The sequence below is a fragment of the Chryseobacterium sp. MP_3.2 genome, from assembly GCF_035984805.1.
Classification (GTDB): Bacteria; Bacteroidota; Bacteroidia; order Flavobacteriales; family Weeksellaceae; genus Kaistella.
In genome coordinates this window covers 86,599-109,384 of record NZ_JAXCHW010000006.1, presented here as the reverse complement: position 1 = coordinate 109,384, position 22,786 = coordinate 86,599, and the positions used below count along the sequence as shown (strand labels likewise).

Annotated in this window: 21 protein-coding genes; 4 read left to right on the top strand and 17 right to left on the bottom strand. The window is 35.5% G+C overall.

What is annotated here, in order from left to right; translation table 11 throughout:
- The first annotated feature begins 47 nt into the window (after nucleotides 1-47).
- The gene (locus tag RCH13_RS09320) at nucleotides 48-3,401 is read left to right on the top strand and encodes a T9SS type B sorting domain-containing protein (RefSeq protein WP_326986965.1); all 3,354 of its coding nucleotides are present in this window, start codon (nucleotides 48-50) and stop codon (nucleotides 3,399-3,401) included.
- On the opposite strand, the gene fmt is transcribed toward RCH13_RS09320, so the two are convergent.
- The 5 genes from fmt to folK form a co-directional block, all read right to left on the bottom strand.
- A complete protein-coding gene (gene fmt, locus RCH13_RS09315; protein ID WP_326986964.1) occupies nucleotides 3,398-4,351 on the bottom strand; it encodes a methionyl-tRNA formyltransferase in 954 nt (317 codons plus the stop codon). The genes RCH13_RS09320 and fmt overlap by 4 nt on opposite strands.
- Before the next feature lie 50 nt (nucleotides 4,352-4,401).
- On the bottom strand, nucleotides 4,402-6,303 hold the full coding sequence (locus RCH13_RS09310; RefSeq protein ID WP_442784627.1) for a RecQ family ATP-dependent DNA helicase: 1,902 nt from the start codon (nucleotides 6,301-6,303) through the stop codon (nucleotides 4,402-4,404).
- Between the two features lie 80 nt (nucleotides 6,304-6,383).
- Entirely contained in the window at nucleotides 6,384-7,817 is a 1,434-nt protein-coding gene (locus tag RCH13_RS09305) for an OmpA family protein (RefSeq protein ID WP_326986962.1), read from the bottom strand.
- A 117-nt stretch (nucleotides 7,818-7,934) separates the two neighbouring features.
- Nucleotides 7,935-9,032: an OmpA family protein gene (locus RCH13_RS09300; protein WP_326986961.1), complete on the bottom strand. Its 1,098-nt coding sequence runs from the start codon at nucleotides 9,030-9,032 to the stop codon at nucleotides 7,935-7,937.
- A gap of 10 nt (nucleotides 9,033-9,042) precedes the next feature.
- Nucleotides 9,043-9,465: a 2-amino-4-hydroxy-6-hydroxymethyldihydropteridine diphosphokinase gene (gene folK / locus RCH13_RS09295; RefSeq protein ID WP_326986960.1), complete on the bottom strand. Its 423-nt coding sequence runs from the start codon at nucleotides 9,463-9,465 to the stop codon at nucleotides 9,043-9,045.
- A 22-nt stretch (nucleotides 9,466-9,487) separates the two neighbouring features.
- Between folK and sppA the strand changes: the two genes are divergently transcribed.
- Entirely contained in the window at nucleotides 9,488-11,242 is a 1,755-nt protein-coding gene (gene sppA, locus RCH13_RS09290; protein WP_326986959.1) for a signal peptide peptidase SppA, read from the top strand.
- A 70-nt stretch (nucleotides 11,243-11,312) separates the two neighbouring features.
- Here the strand turns inward: sppA and RCH13_RS09285 are convergent, their stop codons facing one another.
- The 9 genes from RCH13_RS09285 to RCH13_RS09245 all read right to left on the bottom strand — a co-directional run bounded on the left by RCH13_RS09285 (nucleotide 11,313) and on the right by RCH13_RS09245 (nucleotide 19,042).
- Complete coding sequence (locus RCH13_RS09285) at nucleotides 11,313-11,567, bottom strand: GlsB/YeaQ/YmgE family stress response membrane protein (RefSeq protein WP_326986958.1); 255 nt, start codon at nucleotides 11,565-11,567, stop codon at nucleotides 11,313-11,315.
- 61 nt (nucleotides 11,568-11,628) lie between these two features.
- Nucleotides 11,629-12,585 (bottom strand): signal recognition particle-docking protein FtsY, encoded by a 957-nt coding sequence (ftsY, locus tag RCH13_RS09280; protein ID WP_326986957.1) that lies wholly within the window; start codon nucleotides 12,583-12,585, stop codon nucleotides 11,629-11,631.
- Between the two features lie 117 nt (nucleotides 12,586-12,702).
- Complete coding sequence (locus tag RCH13_RS09275) at nucleotides 12,703-12,858, bottom strand: DUF4295 family protein (RefSeq protein ID WP_235142855.1); 156 nt, start codon at nucleotides 12,856-12,858, stop codon at nucleotides 12,703-12,705.
- 18 nt (nucleotides 12,859-12,876) lie between these two features.
- Nucleotides 12,877-13,059 carry a 50S ribosomal protein L33 gene (gene rpmG / locus RCH13_RS09270; RefSeq protein ID WP_015806891.1) on the bottom strand — a complete coding sequence of 61 codons (183 nt, stop codon included), beginning with the start codon at nucleotides 13,057-13,059 and terminating at the stop codon, nucleotides 12,877-12,879.
- Between the two features lie 6 nt (nucleotides 13,060-13,065).
- Entirely contained in the window at nucleotides 13,066-13,302 is a 237-nt protein-coding gene (gene rpmB, locus RCH13_RS09265; RefSeq protein WP_039348836.1) for a 50S ribosomal protein L28, read from the bottom strand.
- A gap of 407 nt (nucleotides 13,303-13,709) precedes the next feature.
- Nucleotides 13,710-14,738, bottom strand: coding sequence for a UDP-N-acetylmuramate dehydrogenase (murB, locus tag RCH13_RS09260; protein ID WP_326986956.1), 1,029 nt, complete (start codon nucleotides 14,736-14,738; stop codon nucleotides 13,710-13,712).
- Nucleotides 14,738-15,196, bottom strand: a complete 459-nt coding sequence (locus RCH13_RS09255; protein WP_326986955.1) for a hypothetical protein — start codon at nucleotides 15,194-15,196, stop codon at nucleotides 14,738-14,740. Before RCH13_RS09255 ends, murB begins: the two co-directional genes overlap by 1 nt.
- A gap of 12 nt (nucleotides 15,197-15,208) precedes the next feature.
- Nucleotides 15,209-16,414, bottom strand: coding sequence for a pyridoxal phosphate-dependent aminotransferase (locus tag RCH13_RS09250; protein ID WP_326986954.1), 1,206 nt, complete (start codon nucleotides 16,412-16,414; stop codon nucleotides 15,209-15,211).
- A 483-nt stretch (nucleotides 16,415-16,897) separates the two neighbouring features.
- Nucleotides 16,898-19,042, bottom strand: coding sequence for a M3 family metallopeptidase (locus tag RCH13_RS09245; protein ID WP_326986952.1), 2,145 nt, complete (start codon nucleotides 19,040-19,042; stop codon nucleotides 16,898-16,900).
- Nucleotides 19,043-19,124: 82 nt separating this feature from the next.
- Between RCH13_RS09245 and RCH13_RS09240 the strand changes: the two genes are divergently transcribed.
- Nucleotides 19,125-19,922: a head GIN domain-containing protein gene (locus tag RCH13_RS09240; protein ID WP_326986951.1), complete on the top strand. Its 798-nt coding sequence runs from the start codon at nucleotides 19,125-19,127 to the stop codon at nucleotides 19,920-19,922.
- 430 nt (nucleotides 19,923-20,352) lie between these two features.
- On the opposite strand, the gene RCH13_RS09235 is transcribed toward RCH13_RS09240, so the two are convergent.
- From RCH13_RS09235 to RCH13_RS09225, 3 genes are read right to left on the bottom strand one after another with little or no spacing between them, the layout of a single operon-like run.
- The gene (locus tag RCH13_RS09235) at nucleotides 20,353-21,165 is read right to left on the bottom strand and encodes a TPM domain-containing protein (protein WP_326986950.1); all 813 of its coding nucleotides are present in this window, start codon (nucleotides 21,163-21,165) and stop codon (nucleotides 20,353-20,355) included.
- On the bottom strand, nucleotides 21,146-21,574 hold the full coding sequence (locus RCH13_RS09230; RefSeq protein ID WP_326986949.1) for a TPM domain-containing protein: 429 nt from the start codon (nucleotides 21,572-21,574) through the stop codon (nucleotides 21,146-21,148). Before RCH13_RS09230 ends, RCH13_RS09235 begins: the two co-directional genes overlap by 20 nt.
- Nucleotides 21,574-22,182 carry a LemA family protein gene (locus tag RCH13_RS09225; protein WP_326986948.1) on the bottom strand — a complete coding sequence of 203 codons (609 nt, stop codon included), beginning with the start codon at nucleotides 22,180-22,182 and terminating at the stop codon, nucleotides 21,574-21,576. The genes RCH13_RS09230 and RCH13_RS09225 overlap by 1 nt, the downstream gene beginning before the upstream one ends.
- A gap of 77 nt (nucleotides 22,183-22,259) precedes the next feature.
- On the opposite strand from RCH13_RS09225, the gene RCH13_RS09220 reads away from it, so the two are divergent.
- Nucleotides 22,260-22,754 carry a dihydrofolate reductase gene (locus tag RCH13_RS09220; protein WP_326986947.1) on the top strand — a complete coding sequence of 165 codons (495 nt, stop codon included), beginning with the start codon at nucleotides 22,260-22,262 and terminating at the stop codon, nucleotides 22,752-22,754.
- Nucleotides 22,755-22,786 lie beyond the last annotated feature (32 nt).

The window sequence follows — 22,786 nt, the reverse complement described above, 5'->3', positions numbered from 1 at the left end:
TCGGCTTTTTAAAGGTATTTTTACAAGCTTAATATAATTCCCCTTCTTTGAAAAAAATCTACTTAATTCTGATGTTGATGATCTTCGGATCTTACCATGCACAGCTGGATACAGACCACTGGTTTGCACCTTTTGCGGCAAGTGTGCCACGAAATGGACCGCTGAATGTGGAGAGTTATCTTTATCTTTCAACCAGTGAAACGACCCCTTTCAACGTGGATATTTTTCAAGGAAACATCTTGTTTAAAACAGTGCAAATTTCCAAAGGAAATCCGTTAGCAGTAGATATTCCTTTTGAAAAAATGATTTCTGCAGATTTAGCAGATATGTTTAAGCCTGTATCCATGGGACTTTACGTTAAAGGATCGAAAAGATTTTTTGCTAATTTCAGATTTGTGGTTCCTAATCATGCAGAGATCATAACCTCCAAAGGATTAGCTGGTGTAGGGAAAACATTTTTCGCGGCCATGGCGAGAACCGCATCTGCGCAACGATACGTGACTTCGACCATTGGGATAATTGCTACAGAAGATAATACCACTGTAAATATTTCTGGTTATGATCCAGCAATAGTATTTTTTGATGGGACAACAACTCCTACGAAAACTGCTACTTTAAATAGAGGAGAATCTTACATCGTAAATGTAATCAGTACAGGTGCTACGGCAAATCTTGAAGGATTAATTGGTGCTAAAATTGAAGCTGACCAACCTATTGCAGTTACAAATGGAAATTACAACGCTATTTACACCAACGAAAATTCTAGTAATAACGATATTTTAATGGACCAGTCCGTTCCAATTGAAAGATTGGGAAATGAATTTGTATTGGTTAAAGGGAATGGTCCGCCCTTTAACAATATGGAGTCGGGCTTAATTGTAGCTACAGAAGATAATACCACGCTTATCATTAATGGTGTCTCTGTTCCTATCACTTTAAACGAAGGTGAATATTTTATTGCTGATTCTCCCTATTATCAAGATCAAGGAGATAGTCATTATAATATGAGCATTAAGTCTTCCAAAAATATTTATTTATATCAACTTTTGGCGGGTGTAGAAAATGGAAATCCTTACGCAACTGGAGGCTTTAATTTTATCCCGGCATTGAGTTGTTTTTTACCCAATAACATTGATGAGATTTCTGATATCAATAAAATTGGAATCACCTCCTATAATGCGAAGCTCAATATCATCACTGAAGTTGGCGCTTCTGTGAGTGTTAATGGAACTCCACTTTCTGGAACTCAAGGACCTTTTCAAGTAACAGGAAATCCAGGTTGGGTTACTTATAATGTTCTAAATGTATCCGGTAATATCACTGTAAACTCTACCAAATCTGTCACTGCAGGAATCGCTTCAGGTGATGGTGCAGTTGGCTACGGTGGATATTTTGCGGGTTTCAGCTCGGTCCCAGTAATTTCTAAAACGGGCGACTGTTTTTCTGGGGTTCTTTTGCAGGTTGATGATTCTTATGATCAATACAAATGGTACCTGAATGGTGTGCTTCTGTCAACTGAAACTACTTATTTTCTTAATCCACAGCAATATGGTAGCGGAGATTACACCTGCATTATTACCAAAACGAACTGCGATACGAAATTAACCACCCCGTATCAATTTTTAATTTGTGCACCAATTTCTACCAGCAATTACATTATTGGAAGCTGTAAATCAATTTTAATTCAACCCAATTTTACTGCTTCTACGCAAACTATAGTACCATCTAAAACAAAAATCCGAGTGCAGGGAACATCTGGAACTGCAACTATAAATGGTACAACAGGAATCATAACTTATATTCCGAATGCATCTTTAACAACAAATATCAGCGATTTCTTCGTTTACTATATTGAAGGAAATGGTTCCCCAGAAGATTCTGAGTTTTTTAAAGTTACCATTGACCTTAAAGTTTTGGAAACAAAAAACGCAATTTTAAAAGTCTGTGCTAATGCAGATGGAACCGGAACTTATAACCTAACATTAGCTCAAAATTCCACGGATCCGAATAACACCATTCAATATTATTCTGATGGTGCGCTTACGCAGCCTATTCTAAATTTCACCACTTTCACCACATTACCCAAAACGGTTTATGCGAAAATTTTGTCGCCCTTTGATTGTGAAGAAACGGCTAATATTAATTTACAATTAGCACCAACTGCTCAAATTAATCTGAGTAATTTCAATCCCACCTTTTGCGATGATAATTTTAATGGAAATGCAACGGTTAAATTTTCAGACATCAATCCGCAGATTATTTCAAACTTTACTTCGGATTTTATTGTAAAATATTATCTGGATTCATCTGATCAACAAATTGGAGCAAGCAACTTTCTACCTAATGATTTCAGTTACGCTACAAATACTTTAATTTATTTTCGAATTGAAAATATTGCAGGTTGCACCACCCAATTTGGACAGTTTGAATTGAAAATTGGAAATTCTATTACGATTTTAACTAGTGTAGTTTCAACTTCAGTTTGTGATAATGCACTAACGGGAAATGTCACTGTTCAATTAGGAGATTATAAAAGTTTTTTTACAACAGACGCCGCAGTAACTTCCACCTATTACAAAACAGGGACTGATGCACAGGTGAAATTAAATCCAATATCTTCTTCACAAACGCTTTCTCAAACCGAAACTTTTTATGTCAGATTTGAAAGCGCTACAGAATGTCCGACAATAGGAGAACTGACCATTGTTTTTAAAAGTCCGAAAAAATCAACTGAGCTCATTGATCAAACCATTTGTCCCACCGCTGAAACCATTATAGAAGCGGGTCTTGGCTTTGATTCTTATCTTTGGAGTACAGGAGAAAACACTTCTTCAATTTCTGCTCCGGTAGGCGAATATTATGTAGATTTAGGTTTTAATGGATGCATATACCGACAGAATGTGACAATTTTTGCGTCAGAACTTCCCGTGATTAGTAATATTGAAGTTACTGGGAGTACAGCAACAGTATCCGTGACTGGAGGAACGCCTCCATATCTTTATTCCATAGATAATGGACCGTTTCAAAGTTCCAATGTCTTTCAAAATATTGCACGCGGGATACACACAATTAATGTTACAGATTCTCAAAACTGTGAAACTGTAAATAAAGATTTTTTAATTATTAACTTGATTAATGTAATCACACCAAATGACGATGGCTATAACGATACCTTAGATTACTCTGAATTAAAAATTAAAAAAGATGTAAAGATTGAAATCTACGATCGTTTTGGTGCTGCCATTTTTCAAACACAGAAAGAACCTTTCATTTGGGATGGCAAAAGTAATGGACGGGCACTCGCAACGGGAACGTATTGGTATATTTTACAATGGACAGAACCTGATTCTGGGCTTATTGTAAACTATAAAGGTTGGGTTCTGTTGAAGAATAGAAATTAATCAACTGCTATAGTAATATTTTCATAATCGCGAAATCCATTTAAAAAGTCTTTTACATTCATCCTTTTTTTACCTTCTAATTGAAGTTCTAAAGGTTCATAAAAACCATCTCCTACAAAGATTTTAAAAGTATGTTTATTAATTTCTACAGTTCCTGTGTGATTTGACGATTCTAATTTCTCAAATTTCCCTTTAAATATTTTTAAGGATTTATGTTCTTCACCAATTTTCAGAATAGTGAATGCAGCCGGATAAGGAGACATTCCCCGAATAAAATTAAATATGGTTTCAGCCGGTTGTCCCCAATTAATCCTGGTGTTTTCTTTAAATATTTTAAAAGCGTTTTTCGGAGTTTCTACTTCAGGTTGCGGTTTTTCTTGAATGCTATTTTCTGCCAAACCATCTAAAGTTTTTACAACTAATTTTGCACCCATCTCCATTAAACGATCATGAAGATCCCCCGCATTTTCTGTCGGTAGGATGTCCAATTCCTCTTGCAAAAGAATATTTCCCTCATCAATCTTTTCATTGATGAAAAAAGAGGTCGCTCCGGTTTTTTTCTCTCCATTAATGAGGGCATAATTAATAGGTGCGGCTCCACGATAATCTGGCAATAAAGATGCGTGAAGATTAAAAGTCCCGATTTTAGGCATTTCAAATAAAATTTTCGGCATCATTCGAAAAGCAACAACTACAAATACATCTGCTTCCAAAGCTTTCATATGAGCTAAAAATTCTTCGTCGCGTAATTTTTCTGGTTGAAAAAGTGCCAAATCATTTTCTACGGCAAAACTTTTCACTGCAGACTGATTCATTTTTTGCCCACGTCCACTCGCTTTATCTGCGACCGTAACTACACCCACTACTTGATGAATGGATTGATGAATTGCTTCTAATGAAGTTTTGGCAAATTCTGGAGTTCCGAAGAATACTATTTTTAATGATTTCATGTAAAATTGAAAGTAGAGGTGTTAATAAAATTTTGGCATGTATTCTATTTTCAAGCCAAAGTATAAGTTCTAAAATTGAGCATTTTTACCTTTCCTGAATCCAAGAGATGAATAAGGTTTTCTAAGATATTTTCTTTCTCAAAATAATTTAAACGCATAGAAATCTCTTCCACACTGGAGGGTTTTTGTTGCAAAATTTGAATTATTTCCGTACCGATATTTCTTCCGAAAACTTGCTCTTTTTGCTGATCACAAACGGAACATTTGCCACAATTCTTAACATTTTTTTCACCGAAATAAGAAAGTATCATTTTCATTTTACAGAAGTCTGTATTTTGCACAAAGAACTTCATCTCTTCCCACTTTTGGATCTTATTTTTTTGAATTTGCTCAAAAAGATTCCAATATTGACCACCAATCGCACGATCATCCCGATGTTTGAGAAATTTTATGCTGGACATGTTTCCATCAATATACTCCAAATACTTTTTTTGTTGCATTTCACGGATCCGCTCCTTAACAACGTGAATTTCTGAACCAATTTTTTTGCTAAAGTTTAATTCACTTAGTTTTTGCTTATGGGTATTCAATCCCGAGACATTTCTAAAAAGTAACTCCATAAAATAAGCATCTTTTTTAGCCAACAAATCAAGTTCGTCTGGCTTAATTTTCATTTCTATGGTAGACAGGGATTGATACGTGTTCATGAATATAATTTCCTGATGATGCAAGAAATTTAGGACATTGTTAATTTTGGCAAAAGTATATTTTGTATAATTCTGAATTCGTGAAACGTGGAGCTGAAAAATATTTTCGGGCAAATCATTTTCTGCAATTTGAAAGCAAGAATAAAGATAAGTGACCATATTTTGAAATTCTGCTTTATTTGGAATCTGTCTGTACAAAATTTCATCAAAGTTACGGAGCTCCTGATCATTCCATAACAGAAATGCAAAAGACTCCAAGCCATCTCTCCCTGCTCTACCAATCTCTTGATAATAATTCTCCAAAGACTGTGGCGGAGAAAAATGTGCAACAAACCGAACTTGGTCCTTATCTATTCCCATTCCAAAGGCATTGGTCGAAACTAAAACATGATTATGACTTTTAATCCAATAATTTTGTTTCTCATTTTTCTCTTTTACTGGCAAACCAGCATGAAAATAATCCACATTTTTAATGTCATTTTTTCGAAGAAAATGGGTAAGTTCCTCCGTTTCTTTACGGCTTCTGACATAAATAATTCCAGATGAATTATTAAATTTCATCAAATTTAAAATTCTTTCATATTTATCTGAAACTTGATCCGAGATGATTTTGATATTGGTTCGTCGAAAACTTTTCTGAAAAATTGAAGTTCCCCGTAAATTGAGTTTGAGTTGAATTTCTTGTAGAACTTTTGGGGTTGCGGTTGCTGTTAAAGCTAAAACGGGTATTTTTTTCAGATTTTCTCTGAACTGTTTGATGTTTTGATAGCTTGGCCGAAAATCCTGACCCCATTCTGAAATACAGTGTGCTTCATCTACCGCAATAAAAGAAACTTGAATCTCTTCTAAATGTTGAAGAAATAACCTATTGGTAAGGCGCTCTGGACTTAAATAAAGCAATTTTGTAAGGCCAGATTTACATCGGTTAAAAATTATTTCCGCTTCATATTCATCTAATTCCGAGGAGAGATATTCCGCTTCTATCCCATTATTCTTCAATTGAAAAACCTGATCTTTCATCAAAGCCAAAAGCGGTGAAATCACCAAACATGTACCTTCTAAAATAAGTGCCGGCAATTGGTAGCACATTGATTTTCCACCACCTGTTGGTAGTAAAGCCAACGTATCTTTTCCCGAAATCACAGCATCTATAATTTCTTCCTGACTATCTTTAAATGCATCATACCCCCAAAAATGAGAAAGGGTTTGCATCTTTAAATTTTGGAAATCCTGTGGCGAAATCATCTTGTAAAAATAGGTAAACAATAATCAAGAAACAAAAAAAGCCACGCAATGCGTGGCTTTAATATGAATGAAATGCTATATTATTTAGCTTCGAAGTAAACTCTTCTGTTTGCTCTATTTTTCCATTCTGGACATTTAGTAGCTGGTTCACATTCTGGATATTTAAGGTCTTTTTCACCTCTACCCAATGCATCTAGCTTACCTGTAGTAACACCATTTTGCATTAAATAATTTTTAACATTATTTGCTCTTCTTTCAGACAAATTTTGATTGTAAGCATCAGATGCTCTTGTATCTGTAGCACCGATTACATTATATGTTCCTGTAGAGGAGTTGATATAATTAACGGCGTTATTTAAGATTGGAGTGTTAGAAGGTAAAATACGATCTGAATTTAAATCGAATTCAATTCCTTCCAAAGTTCTTGTATTATCTGTAACTGTAGTTGAAGTAGGACAACCATTATTTTCTACTGGACCAGGAACAGTAACACACTTGTCATACAAGTCAATCACTCCATCTAAATCTGTATCCAATGCAACACCTGCTCCATCAACTCTCGCTCCTGCAGGAGTATCAAGTTGTCTGTCCCAATCATCGCAAACGCCATCATTATCTGCATCTCCTTTTTTACACACTTCAACATCTTGGTTTTTATCTGCCAAAACATCTAATTTGTAATAAATTTCCTGCAATGGGTCATGCCACATTAAATGAGACTGATGCTTTCCTAATTTAAGAGAAAGTCCTAAAGTTGCGTTCAAAAAGTTATCAGAAATCTGATCTTCTCTCATGTTGATAGGGCTGTACTGAGCTCCACCACCATCAAACTGATCATCTCCAGTAACCACATACATTACTCTACCTTCTACATCGATTCTTCTGTTTACTTTATATTTTAGACCAGCACCAGCTTGACCAAACATAGAGCTTAAGCTGAAAGGTTTAATCTCTGTTTGTAATCTTTGTCCTTTCGCATCTTCTAAATATGCTCTGTATGCCATAGTTCCTACTCCTGCATAACCATGTAAAGCCCATCTATATGGAGATTTATTATCTACTCTTCTTAATAAATTAGAGAAGTTAACGTCTCCAATCAAAGATAAAGCATCATATTGAGTTCGTGCACCTACATCTTGAAAATCAGTACCAGTAGCATTGTCAGTTTTCGTATTAAACCAACCTTGTCTAGTTTCTCCTCTGTCATATTGAAGATTGATTCCAAATGCATGAGTAATTGCTTTGTCAACACTTAAGTAAGCAGAATAACCGAAAATATTTTTTCCGTTACCATTTTTAATGGACGTTAAATCTCCAGACTGAAGAAGAGGAACACCCGCTCCCGCAGAAATTGCCCAGTCATTAAATCGTTTCGAATCTTGAGTGAAGGGAGAAACGTTTGCAGATCCTGAAGAATAAGTATTTGGATACCCTTCTGCAGAAACCGCGACAGAATCTTGTGCACACATTGCAACAGGAAGTGCTAATGCTGCGATTATTAAATTTAGTTTCATAATTTATTTTTTTTAGGTTGTAAGTATTTTATAAGATCTAATGTTAATTTATGATAATCTTAACATAAAACATTCTTGCACCGATATCAAATTTCATACCATTTTGAGTATTGACTTTTAATTAACTGCACTATTAAGCGGGCAACCATTATTTTCAATCGGTCCTGGAACGGTAACGCATTTATCATATAAATCGATCGTTCCGTCTAAGTCCATGTCTAATGCTACACCAGCACCGTCTACTCTAGCTCCAGATGGTGTACCTAATTGTCTGTCCCAATCATCGCAAACGCCATCATTGTCACTGTCGCCTTTTTCGCAAACGATAAATTCATTTGTAGAATTTTCTAAGGCATTTACTCTGCTGTACGCTTCTTGCAATGGATCATGCCACGCTAAATGTGAAATATGCTTTCCTAGTTTAAATGATAAACCCAAATTAACAGTTAACATATCATCACTATAAGAATCATTAATTAAATTATAATTAATTCTTGGGGAACCTGTATCTCTTAAATCACCACCTCCGTCAAATTCTTCATCACCACTAATGATGTACATTGTTCTCAGCTCTATATCAATTACTTTGGAAGCCTTATATTTTAATCCAACACCAGTTTGGACAAAAAATGATGAAAAATCAAATTTTTGATTTACAGCAAGTGGAAAAGTTCTTGGATTGTAATTTGAAATATCCTTATCAATTAAAAGGGTTTCATACGCTTGAAGTCCTCCTCCAGCGTAACCATGTAAAGCCCATCTGTATGGAGATTTATTATCTACCCTTCTCAACAAATTAGAAAAGTTAATATCTCCCAGAATTGAGACTTGCTGATATTTGGTATAAGCATCTGCAACTCCAGCTTTCACTCCTTCTGCTCCAGGTAATTGACCTCTCTGGTTACTCTCGCCCATTGCATACTGAAGACTAGCACCGAAAGTATGGGTAATTTGTTTATCCAAACTTACGTAAGCGTTCCAGCCCCAATTAATTTTTTTGTCGTAAAAAGAAGTTAAATCTCCCTTCGCCAAAAATGCGGCACCTCCACCTACGGAAATTGCCCAATCATTAAACCTCCTGGCTGAATTGTCAAACTTTGCAACATTGGCAGAACCACTAGAGAAAGTATTGGGGTAATCATTGTTCACGGCAGTAGAGTCCTGCGCATAGAAAACCATAGGAAGCATAAATGCTAAAAATAAACCTAGTTTCATATTTAATGTTTTATTGTGTTTTTAAATTTTTTAATAATTCCTGAGAAAAACTTCTTTCAAACACATGCTTGTAATGCGGAATCAATAAAGTTTCTGACTCGAAGACAAGACCCTCATACTGCACAATATCAATGTCTATCAATCGGTCCGTGTACTGTTGTGTAGCTGATGAATCCTCTAATCTACCCATTTCCTTTTCAATATTTTTTACGGAATTCAAAAGTTTTAAGGGCGAAAAATGCGTTTTTATTACTATTGCAATATTACAAAAAATATTCATACTGACAAATTCTACAGGCTGGCTCATTAAAATAGGAGAGCTCTTTAAAATTTGCCCCACATCCCTCTCTAATAAGGATAATGCAGTTTCAATATTTTTAATTGTATCTCCCAAATTACTTCCGAGTAACAAAGTGACGTTATGGTGCGACATATTGTGAAAATAATAAAATTTTATGAAAAGTTTTTTCAAAAACGTTTTAGCAAATATAGTCGCTATAATGATTATAGTGGGTCTTTTTTTCCTATCTCTGATTTTATTGGTAGCAGCAAGTGCTTTCAGTGATCAAAAACCCTCGGTTAAGTCAAATTCCATTCTTACTTTAGATTTTAAAACAGGAATTATTGATAGTCCATCTGAAGATAATCCAGACCTCTTCGCCTTTGGAGACCAAACGAAAAGCCTTCTTCTTTATGACATCTTAGAAGCCATCAAAAATGCGAAAACAGACGACAAAATTAAAGGGATTAGCATAGAAACTGACGGTATCCGTGCGGGAATGACACAATTAGATAATGTACGTGCAGCTTTAGAAGACTTTAAGAAAAGTGGGAAATTTGTTTACGCATACGGTAATGTAGTGTCACAACCTGCTTATTATCTAGGTTCTGTAGCAGACCAATATTTTTTAAATCCTGCGGGTGGCATTGACTTAAAGGGATTATCCACAGAAGTTTTGTACATGAAAAGTTTCACAGAGAAATTTGGAATCGGTATTCAAGTTATTCGCCATGGTAAATACAAAGCGGCGGTAGAACCATTTTTGCGAGATGATATGTCACCAGAAAACAGAGAACAGCTTTCTACTTTATTAAATGACATATGGTCCGTGAATTCAGCGAAAATAGCAACATCCCGAAAAATGGATTCTTCACAGTTCCGTACTGTTGTAGATAGTTTATATGGTATAATTCCTGAGCTGAGTCTTCAAAACAAACTCGCTGATAAATTGATTCAAAAGACAGAGTATGACCAATTACTTAAAAACAAATTGAATCTAAAAGAAAAAGATAAACTTCAGAAAATCTCTTTTAATAAATACATCAATTCCTATTCCGATAAAGATTCAAATGTCGATACTCAAATAGCAGTTCTCTATGCTTCTGGAGCAATTTACAATGGTGAAGGATATGATAATATTTATGCAGATAATTTCGTAAAGGATATTAAAAAGATTGCAGCAGACGATAAAGTAAAAGCCGTAGTTTTTCGAATCAATTCGCCGGGAGGAAGTGCGAATGCATCAGATGAAATTCTTTTTGAAATGGCTCAGTTGAAAAAGAAAAAACCTGTTGTAGTATCATTTGGAGATTATGCAGCTTCCGGCGGTTATTATATTGCCATGGCCGCAGATAAAATTTATTCTGAACCCAATACTTTAACGGGTTCCATTGGCGTATTCGGAATGATTCCCTATTTTAAAGATGTAGCAAATAAAAATGGTTTAAGTTCCCATGCGGTAACAACCAATGCAAACTCAAATATGTTTTCTCCAATCAATGGAATTTCCGCAGGAGGATTGGCCATGATGAATAGAAGCGTAGAGCAGACTTACAAGAGATTTGTCTATTTCGTAACAGAAAATAGAAAAAAATCTTTTGAACAAATTGATGAAATTGGTGGTGGAAGAGTTTGGAGTGGTACACGCGCAAAAGAAATTGGTCTTGTTGATGAACTGGGAACATTGAATGACGCTGTGAAATTTGCAGCATCCAAAGCAAAAGTAAAAGATTTTCAAGTTACTTCGTACCCGAAGAAAGTAAATAAGTTTGAACAAATTTTTAAATCAATGGACGAAGATCAAATTTCAACTCGAATAATTAAAAATAAAATGGGGGAAGAAAACTTCCAAATGTTCCAGCAAATTACCAATCCAAAATTAAAAAGCGGCGTTATGATGGAAATGCCGTTTCAAATTAAATTTGATTGATGCTTTAGAAATCGAATAAAAAATCCCGAACTAAAATTTAGTTCGGGATTTTTATTTTTTAGATAAGATCTTATCCTCTCTTTGTGGCCATGCCGTAGATCCAAAGGACAAGCAATGCCCCAGCAATAGCGATAAACATACTACCTATGTTAAATCCGTCTACATCTCCAAATCCAAGAAGTTGACCAACAAAAGCGCCAACATACGCTCCAATAATTCCCAGAACAATTGTTAATAACCAACCCATGTTTTGGTTTCCTGGCATAATGAATTTAGCGATTGCACCTGCGATAAGACCAAATATGATCCATGTTAAAATACCCATAGTTTTAAGATTTTAATGTTAATAAAAAGTTTAAGTTTATTTTTAGATTAAAGAATTATTTCTATTTCCTCTTTCTGAAAAATGAATCTACAAATTCTGTTCCATTAAACAATTGAAGGTCTGTCATTTTTTCTCCTACGCCAATATATTTTACAGGAATTTGAAATTGATCAGAAATCCCTATCACCACTCCGCCTTTCGCAGTTCCATCTAATTTGGTCACTGCCAAAGCATTAACTTCTGTGGCGGCTGTAAATTGTTTCGCTTGTTCAAAAGCGTTCTGACCTGTAGAACCATCTAAAACTAATAAAATTTCATGTGGAGCATCTGGAATTACTTTTTGCATCACTCGTTTAATCTTGGTCAATTCATTCATCAGATTCACCTTATTATGTAATCGTCCGGCGGTATCTATAATTACAACATCTGCATTATTGGCAACTGCGCTTTGAACAGTATCGAACGCTACAGAAGCAGGATCTGATCCCATATTCTGCTTGACAATGGGAACACCAACTCTTTCACTCCAAATTACCAATTGATCTACCGCTGCCGCACGAAAAGTATCTGCCGCACCTAAAACTACATTTCGTCCCTCAGATTTAAACTGATGCGCAAGCTTTCCAATGGTTGTTGTTTTGCCAACACCGTTTACTCCTACAACCATGATCACGTATGGTTTTTTACTCTCATCGATATTTCCTGTAGATGCATGAGGATTTTCTAACAATAATCCAGAAATTTCTTCCCTTAAAATAGTGTCTAGCTCATCAGTATTCACAAATTTATCGCGAGCAACCCGATTTTCTATCCGTTCAATGATTTTAATGGTGGTAGATGCACCAACATCAGAGGCGATAAGAATTTCTTCCAGATCATCAAGAACTTCGTCATCAACTTTACTTTTACCGACAACGGCTTTGGAAATTTTTTCAAAAAAACCTTGGTTGGATTTTTCCAATCCCTTATCCAAAGTTTCTTTCTCTTCTTTTTTAAATACTTTCTTGAACCAACTCATTCTTTAGATTTACGAATTAAATTTATGAAATCACCCTATTTTCGGCGAAAACAAAGATAACAAAAAAACTATCCAAAAAATTGGATAGTTATATATGGTATTTGCCAGGCAAAAGAATTATTTTTTCAAAAAACCTTCTACTTCGTCAGCATTCATTACTCTTTCTTCGAAAACGTAAGCACCACTTTTTGCGGATTTTACCATTTTCACTACTTTGGTCATTTTTTTAGAACCTGCACCACCCTGAAGGGTTGCTACTACTTTCTTTGCCATCTTTTATTCTTTTAAAAATTACTTGATTTCTTTGTGAAGGGTATATTTCTTGAGAACCGGATTAAATTTTTTCAATTCTAATCTCTCTGTTGTGTTCTTTTTATTTTTCGTGGTAATGTATCTTGACATTCCTGCTACACCAGTTTCTTTGTGCTCTGTGCACTCCAAAATCACCTGTACTCTATTTCCTTTTTTTGCCATGATTTCTTATTTAATAAACCCGTTTCTAGTTGCACGTAAGATTGCTTCTTCAATCCCAATTCTATTGATGATTCTCAATCCATGAGCAGTAACTTTTAAAGTTACCGATTTCTCTTGCTCTGGAAGGTAAAATTTCTTCTCCAATAAGTTAATTTCAAAACGACGTTTTGTTTTGTTATTAGCGTGAGAAACATTGTTTCCTACCATGGCACGCTTTCCTGTTATTTGGCAAATTCTTGACATATCTCGATGTTCTTTATTTCTAGTAAATATTTCAGAGTGCAAAATAACGAAGAATATTTTATATAGACAAACATTTATGAATTAAATATTTACAATATTCTAAAAATTTTCAACTCCTTTAATTCTGTGATAATACGAGGAAAATCATCTCGCCCAATTACTTAATTCCTGAAAACACTTCTCTTCATAAGAACCTCTGTAAACATCAATTCCTCTAAAAATTCGCTCTAATAGTATTTAATCAACTTCCGATATTCACGCTTCAAAAAAGACATTATAAGTCAGCTCCTCAAAAAATTCCTATTATGTTTAGAAAGAAAATTGTAATGTCTTAGTATATATAATTAGTGAACTTCCTCTCCAATTTTTTTAAACAGATATTTCTTTGGCAATTATTTTTAAAGAAATTATAAAATATTAACTTCCCGTTCCAACTCAATTCCAAATTTTTCTTTTACCGACCCAATGATCATCGTAGAAAAATCATAAATCTCTTTTCCTGACGCTTTTCCCGTTTTGTTGATGATTACTAAACTTTGAAGTTCATGAGAAGCCACATTTCCAATTTGTTTTCCTTTCCATCCGCACTGTTCGATGAGCCAACCTGCAGGAACTTTTACAAAATTTCCGTTTGGATAACCTGGAATAATTGAAAATTTTTGTTTCAAATTTTCAAATTGAGATAATGGAATTGTTGGATTTTTGAAGAAACTTCCCGCATTTCCGAGAACTTTGGGATCGGGTAATTTACTTTGTCTGATGTTGATAACGGCTTTAGAAATATCTTGAATGGTTACACTGAGCTTGTCGAAGTTTTCTATTCCTAAATTTTTCAGTTCTGCTTGGATTGCGCCATATTCAGTTTTGATGGAATGTTTTTTTCGAGTCAGTTTAAAAGTCACGTCCAAAATTACATATTTTCCTTTTCCTGCTCTTTTAAATATAGATTCTCGGTAACCGAAATTGCATTTTTCGTGGTCAAATTCTTCAATTACTAAAGTTTCTAAATTCAAAACTTTACAACTCACGAAAGTGTCTTTAATTTCAGTTCCGTACGCACCAATATTTTGCATTGGCGACGTTCCAACATTCCCTGGAATGAGAGATAAATTTTCTAAACCACCGTAATTTCTATCCAAACAGAACTGTACAAATTCATGCCAGTTTTCGCCCGCTTTTGAGGTTACTAAAACTTCATTTTCAGATATAATTTCTTCCGTAATACCTTTCAAATTCAACTGAATAACCAATCCATCAAAATCTTTCGTAAACAACAAATTACTTCCGCCCCCAAGAATAAGAAGTGGAAGTTTCTGAGTTTTTGAGTAATTGAGTGCTTGAAGTAATTCCTCCAAAGTTTGCACATCTGCGAAATATCTTGCAGAAACCTCAACTCCAAAAGTATTGTAAGGTTTTAAGGATATGTTTTCCTGCATTATTTTTGGGAAGACGTAATTTTTTTAATAACGTTTTTCAGATTTCCAAGTTGCTTGTACTGCGCAGAATCTGCCACATTCATCAAAGTATACTTATGATCTGAAGTCGTAATTTCGAAGATTTCATCCGGACCATCGTAATGACCTTGTCCTTCGCCACTTTTGATTTTTTTAATCATCTCGATATTAATGGAAGAAACAATTTTGTTCCAGTCTGCAGCATCAATTTTCCGTTTAACTTCCGGATTATCGTTAAACGCACTTCCATATTTTGTGGAAATCAAAGAGTCTTTTGTCGCTACAATCTTTAGAAAACCCGCTCTTCCTAATGTTTTTGAATAAGAGACGGAACTGATGTCGCTACTTTTCGATGAATTATTCTGCATCGTGTTTGTACAACTACAAACTAAAATTGCTAGCAAAGGTAAAAGCATGTAATTTTTTATTTTTTTAACCATGAATTTATTTAATTAGAGATTAAATTCAATCTTATATTTCTGCAGCGCATCATTCAGCAATTCTACACTTCTCCTTAAATCAACTTCATTTAAAACATAGGCAATCCGCACTTGTTTTTTACCCAATTCAGGATTGCTGTAAAATCCGCTCATCGGAGCCACCATAATGGTTTCGTTGTTATGTGAGTAACTTTCTAAAAGCCACTGCGCAAATTTATCAGTATCATCTACAGGAAGTTCTACGGCGCAATAAAAGGCACCTTTGGGTTTCGGGCAAACTACACCCGGAATTCCGTTCAGCAAATCCACCAAAACATTTCTGCGGTGCGTGTATTCTGCTCGAACTTTTAAAATATAATCTGCATCATTTTGATGGGCTGCTGCTGCTGCAATTTGGCCCAAAAGAACCGGACTCAATCTTGCCTGTGCAAAAAGCATGGCTGCATCATGAATCTTTTTGGACCTTGTAATTAATGATCCAATTCGAACGCCACACATAGAATAGCGTTTTGATTCTGAGTCAATGATAATGCAATTTTCAGCAATTTCTGGAAACTCAAACATAGAAACCTGCTGTTTCCCATCGTAAACGTATTCTCTATAAACTTCATCAGAAATGATGACGATATCATGTTTCAAAGCAATATCTGCTAATTTTTGCAACTCTTCTCTCGTATACAAATAACCCGTTGGATTACCAGGATTACAGATTAATATCGCTTTCGTTTTTGACGTAATTTTTTTCTCAAAATCCTCAATCGGCGGCAAAGCAAAACCAGAATCAATAGTAGAAGTCACCGCAACTACAGTGACATTAAAAGTGCTTGCAAAACCATTGTAATTCGCATAATAAGGTTCTGGAATAATCACTTCATCAGCTGCATCACATAAAGTGGAAAGCGCAAAATTTAAAGCTTCGGAACCTCCATTGGTCACAATAAAATTATCCGGAGTTAAATCTGTAAAACCTAAAGAATGATAGTAAGAATTCAAAGCCGATCTGTACTCTAAATTTCCCTCGGAAAGCGCATACTCAAAGATTTTTAAATCATTATTTTTCACCGCATCCAGAGCAGATTGGGGTGTTTCTATATCAGGTTGCCCGATATTTAAATGATAAACTTTTATTCCTTTTTGTTTCGCAAGTAAGGCGTAAGGAACCAGTTTTCTAACCGGCGAAGCGGGCATATTCTGGGCACGCTGAGAAATTTTCGGCATTCTTATTTATTTGATTACAAAATTAAGTATTTTTTTGAAGCAATGAAGCATATTTCTTCTCCGAAAATTGTTTCCGGCTGTACGCTTCAATCTGTCATTGCGAATGATGAGAACTAATCCGTTTAACATAATTGTACAATCGCAATGGCAGGATTTCCACTTCCATCCGGGCTAGAATTTGAGGTTGTTTGCCTTTCGAAAAAAAATTGAGCGAAAGTCCAAGAGTTATCGCTAGTCAAAGTAAGTTTGCAGTCATCATATCCTTTCACGAATGTTCTGCACATCAGAATTAACGCAAGAAAGAATATTCTCTTTTAAGTTTATTCTTTCATTATGTTGTAAATAATGTAATTAATTTGAATTTTGCAGAGATTCCTACGGAATGACAAAAACGCGTAAAAAATTAATGCCAAGAAAATCCCGAAAGTTTTCATAAAAAAACCGCAGAGATCTCTGCGGTTAAAATTGATTATTTTAATTTTCTTATTTAATGAATCCTTTATTTTTCAACAAAGGTTGAATCGTCGGATTTCTCCCTGTGAATTCTTTAAATGCAGTATTTAAATCTACAGAATTACCTACCGACAAAATATGTTTACGGAAGAGATCACCGTTCTCGCGGGTCATTCCGCCATGCGTAGAAATCCAGTCCCAAGCATCGGCATTTAACATATCACTCCACATGTATGCATAATATCCTGCAGAATATCCACCGCCCCAAATATGTGCGAAATAAGGAGTATGATATCTTGGTGGAACTGCATTTAAGGTAAATCCATATTTATTTAAGACACTTTTCTCGAAATCTAAAGCCGGTTTAAATTGAGATTCATCCGTTACAGAATGCCAATTCATATCCAAAATTGCAGCAGAAACCAATTCTGTTGTAGAATAACCCTGATTAAAGGTGGCCGCTTTTTTAATTTTGTCCACCAAAGTCTGCGGCATCGGTTTTTTTGTCTGATAGTGAATCGCATAATTTTTTAGAACAGCTGGTTCCAGTGCGAAAAACTCATTGATCTGAGAAGGAAATTCTACAAAATCCCGCGGAACGTTGGTCCCCGAAATGGAAAGGTATTTCTGATTCGCAAACAGTCCGTGCAAGGTATGACCAAATTCATGGAACATGGTAGAAACATCATCATAAGAAATTAAAGAAGGTTTGCCTTCCGCCGGCTTTTGGTAATTAAATACGTTTACAATAACTGGTTTTTGTTTTAACAAATGAGATTGCTCCACAAAATTGCTCATCCAAGCTCCACCATTCTTATTGTCTCGGGTATAGAAATCTAAGTAATAAATCGCTAATGATTGGCCATCTCTATCAAAAACTTCATATGCTACAACATCTGGATGATACACTGGAACATCTTTTCTTTCTTTAAATGTGATGCCGTAAAATTTTTCTGCTGCAAAGAAAACTCCTTTTTCTAAAACGGTGGTTACTTCAAAATAAGGTTTGATTTCATTTTCATCTAAATCAAATTTCTCTTTTCGAACTTGTTCAGCGTAAAAATTCCAATCCCAAGGTTCAACCGTAAATCCTCCTTTTTGTTTGTCGATTAAGCTTTGAATTTCATTGCTTTCTCTTTTCGCAGTTTCCACGGCTGGTTTGGCCAATTGTGCCAAAAGATTCATGGCATTTTCTGGTGTTTTTGCCATCTGATCCTGCAATTTCCATTCAGCGAAAGATTTTTTGCCTAAAACCTGGGCTTTTTGCATTCTTAGTTTTGCTTCTCTTTCCAAAATAGTTCTGGTGTCATCTGCATTTCCTTTTTCTGCACGGTACCAAGAGGCTTTAAATAACTTTTCTCTGGTTGCTCTGTTTTTTAAATTTTGAAGAAGAGGTTGTTGCGTGGTATTTTGTAAGGCTAAAAGATATTTTCCCGGTTGCCCAGCACTTTTAGCATCCGCAGCAGCGGCATCAATCTCATCTTGAGAAAGACCGTCTAATTCTTTAACATCGGAAATAACTAATGCTCCATTTTTACGCGCATCCAATAATTTATTGGAAAATTGGGTAGAAAGCGTTGCCAATTCTTCGTTGATCTTTTTAACTTTCACTTTATCATCAGCAGAAAGATCAGCACCGGCAATTTTGAAATTAGTGGTGTACAAATCTAAAACTCTTTTTTCTTCAGCTCCTAAACCTTCATTATTAATGGCTTTGATTCTGGAGAATAATTTCTCATTCAAATATATTTTGTCCGTAAGACCAGAAAAGATGGGTGCATATTCTTCTTCTAAAGCCTGCAATGCAGGATTGGTATTAGATCCTGTAAGATTATAAAAAACAATTTGGGCTCTACGCAAAATTTCGCCACTATTTTCTAAGGCGAGAATTGTATTTTCAAAAGTTGGCGCGGCAGAATTGTTCGCAATATTTTCAATTTCCGCCAATTGAACTCTCATTCCATACTCAAAAGCGGGTTTAAAATGGTCATCCTTTATCTTATCAAATTCCGGTGCTTGGTATTGCAGAGAACTTTTCGTCATAAATGGATTAGAAGATAAACTTGCATCGGGTGCAGGAATTTCTGTGGGATCTTTATCAGTAGTTTTCATAGTGGTACAAGCAGAAGTGATTGCCAATGTGGAAATTAAAAAAACAGATGTAATATTTTTCATTCGTAAATTGTTATTAAAGTATAAAGATATTCATTTATAATTTATCTTTAACTCCCTAAACTATTCTTCTAAAATTTAAACTATGAAAACAGTAACTATTTCTGCCTTGTCTCTATTTCTTGCACTATCCTCTTGCAACGTAAAGTTAGACGAAGGTTTTTCTCTAAACATGACGCCAAAAATTGGTACCGGAACGATAAAAAATAAGGTCTATAATATGACTTTTGACGAAATTAAAGTCGTACAATCTATTAATGCAGAAGTGGAAAAAGCAGAGGAGGAAAAAGTGGTGGTTACGGCGCCTTCTGATATTTTGGAGGACATCATCGTGGAAAATGTGAACGGAAAATTATATATTCATTTTAAATCAGGTTCAAATATTTCTGCCAGAAATGTAGGCGTAAAGATTTTCGCGAAAGATTTTTCGGCCGTTCGAGCAAGCTCTTCGGCTACGATAAATATTAAAGATAAATTCACGCAGGAAAAGACAATCATTCAAGTTTCCAGCTCTGCAGACATTACAGGAAATTTAGAAGCCAACGACATGACCATCGACGTTTCCAGCTCGGGAAGTTTTACGGGTCAAGTTTGGGCAGTTGATTTAACATCCGAAGCCACTTCCTCTGGAGACATTACTATTTCTGGAAAAGCGAAAAATGCAAATTTAACCGCTTCTTCTTCTGGAGATTTAAATGCGCAAAAATTAATTGTAGCATATGCTGATTTAAAAGCATCGAGCAGTGGAGATATCCGTGTTTCCGTTTCTAACGAGTTGAATGCTGCAGCAAGTTCCTCGGGCGATATTAATGTAACGCGCAAAGGAAATTTAAATATATTGAGCAATGAGAAGAGCAGTGGTGGAAGTATTTCCATCAATTAGATCAATTCTTATACTTCGAAAATCAGCTATCATTATAGCTGATTTTTTTTTGGAAATTTTTGCAAGAAAGATGCAAAAGGAAGAAGTGACAAATGCGAATGATGTGATAATCAACTCCAATTTCAAGTAATTGTTCGAAATCTTAAGTTTTGGCTAAAGCCAGCCCGTCTCCCTAAAAATAAGCGGGCTAAAGCTCGATCCTATTGATAGTCTAGATTAGTATTTTTGAATTGTGATTTATTTCTAATAAGGCAAGTTGGAACCTGCTCGTATTAAACTTGACCATTATTTCGGTAATCTGATGAAATTCATTTTGCGATGAAATTTTAGATAGTTTACATTTAATCCCCTGAAAATTTAAAAACCATCGATCTCTCCGTTCACCAATTTAGAACTCCGCGCTTTAAACCTTTTCTGGATATTCTGTAAATTACCATCCGCCAGAAGCTCCACCGCCACCGAAACTTCCGCCGCCGCCAAAGCCACCGAAGCCACCCCCTGAACCGCCGCCGAAACCGCCACCGCCAAAGCCGCCACCACCGAAACTTCCGGGGAAAGGGAAAAATCCACCAGGATAGCTTCTTCTTCCTCGCCGACTTAAAATTACATCTTCATCATCACCATACTTACCACCACCGCCGCCACGATTTTTAAAGAAAAATCGCAAAATCATCAGAATAAAAAATGCAATAATCAAAATCTGGAAAGTACTTAAGCCTTCTTCTGCCTCATCACTAATCATGGGTTTAAATTTTCCCTGCACCACTTCCATTAAGGCAGTTGTTCCGGCATTTATCCCCTCATACCATTTTCCTTGCTTAAAATTTGGCGTCACCAAGTAATCTAAAATTTGACCGGCGACAGATGCGGTTAAGTATCTTTCAACGCCTCTACCTTGCTGAATTGCAAATTTTCTATCTTCGGTAGCAATCAAAAAAACGATCCCATTGTCTTGCTCCTTCTCTCCAATTCCCCACTTTTCCCCATACATTGTGGCGAGGTAATTAATATCCTCTCCTTTTGTAGTGGCCACTATAATTACCGCAATTTCGGTCGAAGTAGAATCGTAAAATTTAATGAGTTTTTGATTGAGCTGTTCTCTTTCTGCGGTCGTCAACAAGCCCACATCATCCGTCACCGGAAAAATTTTGGCAGGTCTCTGCGGAACCAATTGGGCAAAAACAATAGTGCTAAAGCCAATGAGTAAAAAGGTGAGAAAGTATTTAAGAGAAAGTAATCTCATTCGAAAGTTCATTGGGATTTTCTCCCGCGATGGGGAAATATTTTTTCAATTCCAAACCAGTTTCTAAAACTGCATTTTTCAAACCATCATGAAAATTGCCGTGCGAAAATGCTGCAGTAATTTCATCATGCATTTTTTCCCAGAAATGTTGATGCACTTTTTCGTGAATTCCTTCGTCGCCAATTATCGTAAGATATTTTTGCTCAAAATTCACATGAAATAGCACCGCATTCTTTTCAGCCGTTTGATCTTTGCACAATCTTTTAAAAACTTCGAAGGCAATTTCTGCATTATTCCCTTCTGTAGTTGCATCAATATGAATTCTAATCTCTCCGCTGGAATGATTTTCTGCTGTTTGAATGGCTTCCACCAGAGAAGCCATTTGATGATCTGTAAGAAAACTGTTCATTAATTAGTGAAAACTTCCGGTGCTCTTTCTGCTCCAACTGCCGCTTTGAAATACGGTTTTTCTTTAAAGTTGGTGAAATTTGCTAAAATATTGTTCGGGAAAGTTTTTATTGATGTATTGTAATCCTGTGCAGCTTCATTGAAGTAAACCGTTTCACTTCGGATACTGTTTTCAATTGCGGTGTATTCTCTTTGAAAATTAAGGTACTGCTGATCAGCTTTCAAATTTGGATAACTTTCTACAACTGCCATTAAACGGCTTAAAGCACCACTTAATTCTCCTTGAGCTGCTTGGAATTTTGCCAAATCCGCTTCCGTCATATTGGTAGGATCTATGGTAATTGATGTCGCTTTCGAACGTGCCTCAATAACATTTGTTAAGGTTTCCTGTTCAAATTGTGAATAAGATTTCACGGTTCTTTCTAAGTTAGGAATTAGATTCGCTCTTTTTTGATAAACCGTTTCTACGTTCGACCATTTAGTATTTACTGTTTGTTCTTTTGCCACGAAAGTATTGTAACCGCTTTTCCCCCAAAAGAATAATACAGCTGCAATAACGAGAAGAGCGATACCGATCGTTCCGGCGCTCATACATCCTTTATTTCTCATAGTTTATCATTTTTAATGTTTTTAATAGGTATCCAAATATACAAATTATGTTCTAAATTTGTGAAAAATTAAGATAAATGATAACATTAGTGGTGGCAATGGGTTTGAAAAATGAAATTGGAGCAGACAACAAATTACTCTGGAATCTTTCGGAAGATTTAAAACGTTTTAAAAGAATCACAACTGATCATCCTATCATCATGGGTCGGAAAACTTTTGAAAGCATCGGAAAACCTTTACCAAACCGCACCAATATTGTAGTGAGCCGAAAAGACAATTGGTTTGAAGAAGGCATTCTAATAGTGGGAAGCATTAAAGAAGCCCTCAAATTCGCTAAAAAAATAGATGAAGAAATATTCATTATCGGCGGGGGAACCATTTATGAACAAACTCTAGAGCTTGCGGATAAATTGGAAGTTACTCAAGTAAAAGCCGAGCTAAAAGCGGATGTTTTTTTTCCGAAAATCAATCCTAAATTTTGGAATAAAACGGAAGAAATCTGCCATGAAAAAGACGAGAAAAATGAATACGATTATTGCTTTCAAACATTTGAGAAAAAAGTGAAATCTTAAATTGCCTCAAACTAAATCTCATTTCACCTTTC

What these genes read in the sequence shown, in the direction of transcription:
- fmt (WP_326986964.1), bottom strand. Translation starts at nt 4,351, where the DNA reads ATGAAATCATTAAAAATAGTATTCTTCGGAACTCCAGAATTTGCCAAA.
- RCH13_RS09310 (WP_442784627.1), bottom strand. Translation starts at nt 6,303, where the DNA reads ATGATTTCGCCACAGGATTTCCAAAATTTAAAGATGCAAACCCTTTCT.
- RCH13_RS09305 (WP_326986962.1), bottom strand. Translation starts at nt 7,817, where the DNA reads ATGAAACTAAATTTAATAATCGCAGCATTAGCACTTCCTGTTGCAATG.
- RCH13_RS09300 (WP_326986961.1), bottom strand. Translation starts at nt 9,032, where the DNA reads ATGAAACTAGGTTTATTTTTAGCATTTATGCTTCCTATGGTTTTCTAT.
- folK (WP_326986960.1), bottom strand. Translation starts at nt 9,465, where the DNA reads ATGTCGCACCATAACGTCACTTTGTTACTCGGAAGTAATTTGGGAGAT.
- sppA (WP_326986959.1), top strand. Translation starts at nt 9,488, where the DNA reads ATGAAAAGTTTTTTCAAAAACGTTTTAGCAAATATAGTCGCTATAATG.
- RCH13_RS09285 (WP_326986958.1), bottom strand. Translation starts at nt 11,567, where the DNA reads ATGGGTATTTTAACATGGATCATATTTGGTCTTATCGCAGGTGCAATC.
- ftsY (WP_326986957.1), bottom strand. Translation starts at nt 12,585, where the DNA reads ATGAGTTGGTTCAAGAAAGTATTTAAAAAAGAAGAGAAAGAAACTTTG.
- RCH13_RS09275 (WP_235142855.1), bottom strand. Translation starts at nt 12,858, where the DNA reads ATGGCAAAGAAAGTAGTAGCAACCCTTCAGGGTGGTGCAGGTTCTAAA.
- rpmG (WP_015806891.1), bottom strand. Translation starts at nt 13,059, where the DNA reads ATGGCAAAAAAAGGAAATAGAGTACAGGTGATTTTGGAGTGCACAGAG.
- rpmB (WP_039348836.1), bottom strand. Translation starts at nt 13,302, where the DNA reads ATGTCAAGAATTTGCCAAATAACAGGAAAGCGTGCCATGGTAGGAAAC.
- murB (WP_326986956.1), bottom strand. Translation starts at nt 14,738, where the DNA reads ATGCAGGAAAACATATCCTTAAAACCTTACAATACTTTTGGAGTTGAG.
- RCH13_RS09255 (WP_326986955.1), bottom strand. Translation starts at nt 15,196, where the DNA reads ATGGTTAAAAAAATAAAAAATTACATGCTTTTACCTTTGCTAGCAATT.
- RCH13_RS09250 (WP_326986954.1), bottom strand. Translation starts at nt 16,414, where the DNA reads ATGCCGAAAATTTCTCAGCGTGCCCAGAATATGCCCGCTTCGCCGGTT.
- RCH13_RS09245 (WP_326986952.1), bottom strand. Translation starts at nt 19,042, where the DNA reads ATGAAAAATATTACATCTGTTTTTTTAATTTCCACATTGGCAATCACT.
- RCH13_RS09240 (WP_326986951.1), top strand. Translation starts at nt 19,125, where the DNA reads ATGAAAACAGTAACTATTTCTGCCTTGTCTCTATTTCTTGCACTATCC.
- RCH13_RS09235 (WP_326986950.1), bottom strand. Translation starts at nt 21,165, where the DNA reads ATGAGATTACTTTCTCTTAAATACTTTCTCACCTTTTTACTCATTGGC.
- RCH13_RS09230 (WP_326986949.1), bottom strand. Translation starts at nt 21,574, where the DNA reads ATGAACAGTTTTCTTACAGATCATCAAATGGCTTCTCTGGTGGAAGCC.
- RCH13_RS09225 (WP_326986948.1), bottom strand. Translation starts at nt 22,182, where the DNA reads ATGAGAAATAAAGGATGTATGAGCGCCGGAACGATCGGTATCGCTCTT.
- RCH13_RS09220 (WP_326986947.1), top strand. Translation starts at nt 22,260, where the DNA reads ATGATAACATTAGTGGTGGCAATGGGTTTGAAAAATGAAATTGGAGCA.